The sequence below is a fragment of the Clostridium sp. genome, from assembly GCF_030532265.1.
GTDB lineage: Bacteria > Bacillota > Clostridia > Clostridiales > Clostridiaceae > Clostridium.
Map to the genome: position 1 here is coordinate 1 of NZ_JAUNLM010000079.1, position 6,436 is coordinate 6,436.

At 26.4% G+C, this 6,436-nt stretch carries 8 protein-coding genes, 1 tRNA gene and 1 riboswitch; of the genes, 3 read left to right on the plus strand and 6 right to left on the minus strand.

What is annotated here, in order from left to right; genetic code table 11:
* The 5 genes from Q4E08_RS11170 to Q4E08_RS11190 form a co-directional block, all read right to left on the minus strand.
* Positions 1 to 831: M42 family metallopeptidase (locus Q4E08_RS11170; protein WP_303130988.1), on the minus strand; the 831-nt coding region annotated here is incomplete at its 3' end.
* A 216-nt stretch (positions 832 to 1,047) separates the two neighbouring features.
* Positions 1,048 to 2,037, minus strand: coding sequence for a Gfo/Idh/MocA family protein (locus Q4E08_RS11175; RefSeq protein ID WP_303130989.1), 990 nt, complete (start codon positions 2,035 to 2,037; stop codon positions 1,048 to 1,050).
* A 23-nt stretch (positions 2,038 to 2,060) separates the two neighbouring features.
* Positions 2,061 to 2,489, minus strand: coding sequence for a universal stress protein (locus Q4E08_RS11180; RefSeq protein ID WP_303130990.1), 429 nt, complete (start codon positions 2,487 to 2,489; stop codon positions 2,061 to 2,063).
* 185 nt (positions 2,490 to 2,674) lie between these two features.
* Positions 2,675 to 2,750 (minus strand) — tRNA-Trp (locus Q4E08_RS11185).
* 48 nt (positions 2,751 to 2,798) lie between these two features.
* On the minus strand, positions 2,799 to 3,680 hold the full coding sequence (locus Q4E08_RS11190) for a metal ABC transporter solute-binding protein, Zn/Mn family (protein ID WP_303130991.1): 882 nt from the start codon (positions 3,678 to 3,680) through the stop codon (positions 2,799 to 2,801).
* Between the two features lie 179 nt (positions 3,681 to 3,859).
* Between Q4E08_RS11190 and tsaE the strand changes: the two genes are divergently transcribed.
* The 3 genes from tsaE to rimI are packed head-to-tail and all read left to right on the plus strand — an operon-like array spanning position 3,860 to position 5,464.
* Positions 3,860 to 4,324, plus strand: coding sequence for a tRNA (adenosine(37)-N6)-threonylcarbamoyltransferase complex ATPase subunit type 1 TsaE (gene tsaE, locus Q4E08_RS11195; RefSeq protein ID WP_303130993.1), 465 nt, complete (start codon positions 3,860 to 3,862; stop codon positions 4,322 to 4,324).
* Positions 4,318 to 5,037 (plus strand): tRNA (adenosine(37)-N6)-threonylcarbamoyltransferase complex dimerization subunit type 1 TsaB, encoded by a 720-nt coding sequence (gene tsaB, locus Q4E08_RS11200; protein WP_303130995.1) that lies wholly within the window; start codon positions 4,318 to 4,320, stop codon positions 5,035 to 5,037. The genes tsaE and tsaB overlap by 7 nt, the downstream gene beginning before the upstream one ends.
* Positions 5,018 to 5,464, plus strand: a complete 447-nt coding sequence (rimI, locus tag Q4E08_RS11205; RefSeq protein ID WP_303130997.1) for a ribosomal protein S18-alanine N-acetyltransferase — start codon at positions 5,018 to 5,020, stop codon at positions 5,462 to 5,464. Before tsaB ends, rimI begins: the two co-directional genes overlap by 20 nt.
* A gap of 67 nt (positions 5,465 to 5,531) precedes the next feature.
* On the opposite strand, the gene Q4E08_RS11210 is transcribed toward rimI, so the two are convergent.
* Positions 5,532 to 6,113: an ECF transporter S component gene (locus Q4E08_RS11210; protein WP_303130999.1), complete on the minus strand. Its 582-nt coding sequence runs from the start codon at positions 6,111 to 6,113 to the stop codon at positions 5,532 to 5,534.
* Between the two features lie 125 nt (positions 6,114 to 6,238).
* Positions 6,239 to 6,357, minus strand: a riboswitch (FMN riboswitch).
* Positions 6,358 to 6,436: the final 79 nt, after the last annotated feature.

A 6,436-nucleotide genomic window follows, 5' to 3' on the forward strand; every position in this document is an offset into this window, starting at 1 on the left:
AACTAATTCTGTTACCATATTATAATCATAAGGCCCACCTGAATCCTTTGCGCATATAGAAACATCATATTCTGTGCAGTTTAAATCATCACCAATACATCCCATATCAACGGATATCATTTCTGTTATATCTTCTGGTATATATGAAGCTCCATGACCTACTTCTTCATATGTTGATATCAAAATTTTAGTATCAAAATTTGGAACAATTTTTTCTCTACTTAATAATTCTAAAAGTGATATTAAACAAGCTACGCTACCTTTATCATCTATAAATCTTGATTTTACAAATCCACTTTCAGTTATAGTTGTTTTTGGATCTATAAATACAAAATCTCCTGAACATATTCCTAAATTTAATACATCCTCTTTATTTTTTACAACTTCATCTATTCTAATTTCCATATTTTCTGGATCTCTTTTTCTAGATGATGCATCTTCATACACATGAACAGCTGCACTGCTACTTAAAAATGTACCTGAATATTCTTTTCCATCTCTAGTTCTTATAGTACAATATTCACCATCTAATGTTGGTACAATTGGTCCTCCAATTAAAGTAAACTTAAGTGTACCTTTATTTGTAATAGATCTTACCATAGCCCCTAACGTATCTACATGAGCTGAAAGACCAATAACCTTTTCATTGGATTTACCTTTTATATCTATTACTAAACATCCTTTATTTGTTTCATAACATTTATAACCTAGTTTTTCTACCTTTTCCTTTACCATATTTATTATTTCAAAACAAAAACCACTTGGACTATTAAACTCTAATAATTGTTTAGCAGTATTTAATAAATATTCTTTGTTTAAATTTAAATTCATAATCTTCCCCTCCTATAAACTCTATATATAACATAGATTCTAATCTATATTTTTTTAATTTTAAAAATGCTTTTTTATTCAAAGCATTTTTTAGTAAAATATTCAAAAATATTCTCTTTTTATTATAACATTTAAATATATTATACGAACAATTAAATATTCACTATTAAATTAATTCAAACAATAAAAATAAGGAGTTTAATACTCCTTATTTTTCTATCTTAAATCAGCAGGAAACTCTAATCCTATCTCTTTTCTTATTTTATCCATAAGCTCTATAGCAATAAGAGAATTTAAATGAGAATTTTTATTTGAATCTATTTCATTATTATTTATTAATTTTATAAATTCATCAAGTTCATAATACATATCATCTTTTCTCTGACATATAGATATATTTTCTTCTCTACCATCTCTATATACTATTTTTACATTATTAAAATGTATTCCATCTGATATTATAGTTCCTTCTTCACCTTGAATTTCAATAGGTAACTTTGAATCACTTATTTTTGAATACATTATTACAGAACTAAAATCATCATAAGTAAATATTGCTGTTCCTTGACCATCTACTCCAGTATCTAAAAATATTCCATTACTAATAACATCGTTTGGTTTTCCAAAAAGTGAAACCATTGGATGTATACAATATACCCCAATATCCATAAGTGCTCCATTTGAAAGCTCCTTCTTAAATGCATTAAGTATTATACCTTCTTTGTACTTATCATACCTTGAAGAATATTGACAATATGATGCAAAGTATCTTCTTATTTTTCCAATCTTATGAATATTTTCTTTAACACTTAAAAAATTAGGTAATACAGTAAGTCTCATAGCCTCCATTAATAAAACCTTATTTTTTTCAGCAACTTTTATCATATTCTCTACTTCTTTTAAATTAGAAGCCATTGGTTTTTCACAAAGAACATGCTTTTTATTATTTAAACATACAATAGCTTGCTCAGCATGAAAAGCATTTGGTGATGCTATATATACAGCATCTATCTCTTTACACTTTGCAAAGTTTTCTATATTATCAAAAAATAATTTAGCACCATGTTTTTCTCCAAATTCTTTTGCCGTTTCTAGCTTTCTTGAATAAACAGCTATAAGTTCAAAATTTTCATGTGTACTTGCAGCATTTAAAAATCTTTCACATATTGCACTTGTTCCTATAACCCCAAATCTAACTTTATTCATTTCTCATTCCCCTAACTTTCTTATTAATATACCTCTGGTATCATTATTACAACACATTTTGCCTTCTTTACAACATGAGCTGTTACTGATCCAACTAGCGCAGTAAACTTCTTCTTAGTATTCTTCGCCATTAATATTGTATCAATATTATTATCTTCTGCATATCTTAAAATTTCATCACCTGCATACCCAAAAGAAAATTCTTTTTTATAATCAAATTCTTTATTTAATTTATTCAACTGTTCTTCTGCATCTTTTAATATTCTTTTTCCTATAATCTCAGAATCTTTTACTTCTTCTGATACTGCCATACCATTTATAAATACTATCTCTCTTACATTAAGAAGTACTACTTCAACATCTTCTGGTTTAAAATTATTATTTAAATATTGTAATGCTATTAAACTTCTTTCACTGCCATCTACTGGTATTAATATTTTTTTCTTTTCCATTTTTAACACCTCTCGTATAAGTTTATTTTATATAATTATACATCTTATACAATTTTTTATCTTTATTTAAAAATGCAAATTAATACATTATTTAAATTTACCATTATTATATTTTTTATAATTTAATAAAAATAAATTTTTATAAAAAAAAGACTAAAAACAATTGTTTTTAGTCTTTATCACTATGGCAGGGGCAGTAGGACTCGAACCCACAACCAATGGTTTTGGAGACCACTACTCTACCAATTGAGCCATACCCCTTTAGGACAATAATGATTATAATATATATTTATCAAAAAAGCAATAATATTATTTATTTTTTATTAAAGATTGCATTTTTTCAATATTGCCTTGAATAATATCTATAAATTCTTTATTATCATCAAAAACTTCTAACTTTATATTCTTAATATTATTATTAGACTTAACTTCTTTATCAGCTGAGTTTTGTACAAAAACTACATCCTCTGATTTTAAATTATTATTCTTAATATAATCATCTAAGGATTTTTCTTTAGGAAGAGTTTCAAAATTTAATCCTATACCTCTAAAGAAATATTCTAAGCTATTATCTTGTAATATAAATTTGAACTTTTTATAATCAGAAATATTTTTTTCAAAACCTTTTTGAATTTCATCTAATTTCTTAACTAAACTATTGTAATTCTGTTCATAAAAATTTCTATTTGCAGGATCCTTTTCTTGTAATGCTGATTTTGCGTTATAAATCATTATTTTATATTCAGGAATTCCTAAAAAATAATATGGATTAGTTACAGTTTTCTTATTTAATTCAATTGAAATTTCTCTTATCCCTCTTGATAAATTTATTACTCCAAGTTTACTTTTATCAAGTTCTGAAATCATATTGTTTATTTCTAAGCCACTATATGTAACTGCTGAATAAAAGAATAAATCCATATTTGAAATATTATCTACTATACTTTTATCATACTTATAATTCTTTATATCATTAAAATTATTAAACATATATTGTACATTATGTTTATCACCACATAATTTTTTAATCATTTCATATTGTGGTTTATTTATTGTCATTATATTTAAATATACATCTCTATTATTCTTATCATTTTCAGAAGTATCTGCCATAAGTGGTTTAGATACTACACCAATGCCTAAAAAAAACGCTGCTGTTATAATTAGCATTGCAGCTGTTAACTTTTTCATGATTTCACCTCTTCAAAACCATAATCTATAGTTATTTTTTGTAAATACTTATATTAATATATTCTACACTTTTTATTTTAGTTATGCAATTACAATTATATTACTTTTACTTTTCTTTTTTTTAAAATTTGGATAGAATATAAGGATAAGTTAATAATTATAGAAAGGAGCTTTTTAATATGGATTTTGAAGTTAATAGTATTGCGGAAACTACGAATATCGGTAGACAATTAGGTAAAATTTTAAACCCTGGTGATATTGTTTGTTTAACTGGTGATTTAGGAACAGGTAAAACTCATATAACAAAAGGTATTGCTGAAGGACTTTCAATAACTGAAAATATAACAAGCCCTACATTTACAATTGTTAATGAATACGACTCTGGAAGATTAAAATTATACCATTTTGATGTGTATAGAGTAAGTGATCCTGATGAGATTTATGCAATTGGATTTGATGATTACATATTTGGTGAAGGTGTTTCTATTATAGAATGGGCAAATTATATAGAAGAAATTTTACCTAAAGATTATCTTCATATATATATACAAAAAGATTTATCAAAAGGAGAAAATTATAGAAAAATTTCTATTACTCCATATGGTGAAAAATATAATTACGTAAAGGAGCTGACTTTATGTTAGTTTTAAGTGTTGACTCTTCTTCAAAATGTGCTACTGTAGCACTTCTTAATGAAGATATGGTTATTGCTGAATATACATTAAATAATAAAAGAGAACATTCTGTTCTTCTTATGGGAATGATAGACAAGGTATTAAAAGATTCTAATCTTTCTATAAATGATGTTTACGGTTTTGTTGTATCAAAGGGACCTGGTTCTTTTACTGGTCTTCGTATAGGAATGGCTACAATAAAAGGGCTTAGCTTTGGAAGTAATAAACCTTATGTAAGTGTATCAACATTAGAAGGTTTAGCTTCATCTCTTACATACTTTGATGGAATAATATGTCCTATTATGGATGCAGTAAGAGAAAATGTTTTTACTGCAATATATAGATGTAAAAATGGTACTATTGAAACATTGATAGATTGTACATCTATGGATTTACCTGAACTAAAAGAAGAACTTAATAAGTTAAATGAAAAAGTACTTCTAACTGGTGACGGTGCAATAAAACATAAAGAATATTTATCTCAAAATATAAAAAATTCTTACTTTGCTCCTATTCACCTAAATACAGTAAGAGCTTCTCAAATAGGTGAAGTTGGTTTAAAACTATTAAAAAAAGGAATAAAAGATGATGAAAATTCATCACCACTTTACTTAAAAAAACCTCAAGCAGTTAGAGAATTAGAAAAAAGGCTACAAATGACAAATGGCGAATCTAATTCTTAAAGAAATGGACTTCTCCGATTTAGAAGGAGTATATGAGGTTAGCTCTCTAAGTCTTAAGGAAACATGGAGTTTAAATTCAATAGAAAAAGAACTAAATAATAAATTGGCAACATATATTGTATGCTTAGAAGATTCTAAGGTTTTAGGCTTTGCAGGCTCATGGCTTATAGCATCTGAAGGACAAATTACTAATATAGCTGTTCATCCTAATTCTAGGGGCAAAGGAATAGGAAAATATTTAATGGAAAAACTAATCTTTGTTTTAAAAAATAAAGGATGTACCGATATTACATTAGAAGTTAGAAAATCAAATATTATTGCTCAAAATCTTTACAAATCCTTAGGTTTTAAAGAAGAAGGTATAAGAAAAAACTTTTACGAAGATAACAAAGAAGATGCAATAATAATGTGGCTTCATAATATATAAAATTTAAAGCAAAACAAAAGGAGTTATTTTTAAATAACTCCTTTATTTTAATTAAAATACAATTTTGTTATGCTATTTTTTCTTTACGCTTTTCTCCAAAGTTTGGATCACATTTAAATACTGATACTGACACCTTTTTATATAATGCATAAGTTACAACAGATACTATTACTCCTTTTATAGCATTAAAAGGTAACAATCCTACTGTTACATATTGCATTAGTTGTGTTGAATCCATATGCATTCCGTAAGCTGGTAATAAAAAATATACATTAGCAATTATTCCAACTAACTCCATTAATATTATACTAACTACCATACCTAATATTGCAGTCTTTTTTGACTTATTTCTAGAATAAATAAATGCAGCTGGTAAAACAAATGATGCTCCTATAATAAAGTTTGCAACTTCTCCAACTCCACCAGTTCCACTTCCTGCTAATAGAAAGTGCATGAAAACTTTTATTAATTCTATAATTACACCTGCAATTGGTCCAAAAGCAAATGCTCCCATAATTGCTGGAACATCACTTAAATCCATTTTAAGCCATGGAAAAATTGGTATTAAAGGTATTTCAATATACATTAATATGAAAGCCATACCTGCTAATAATGAAATTTTTACGGTTTTGTTTAAATTTGATGTCATTTTATAATTCCTCCCCCAAATTATCTTCTTTTGGTGGGTAACTATTAATAACTAATTTTTTAAATAAAAAACCCTGATATTTAATTATATCAGGGCGTTAAGTTTCAAACCTAAAGTTATTAATATTTTACCTTCTTTCATCCAGACTATACTGTCGGCTTCGGAATCTAACCGAATCATGCTAAACCATTAGCTCGCGGGCTTTACCGCCGGTGGGGAATTACGCCCCGCCCTGAAGATATTTATTTAATTTACAATTTAATCCTATCACCTTAACTTATCATTGTCAATAAAATAACATTATATTTTTTGTATTATTTTAT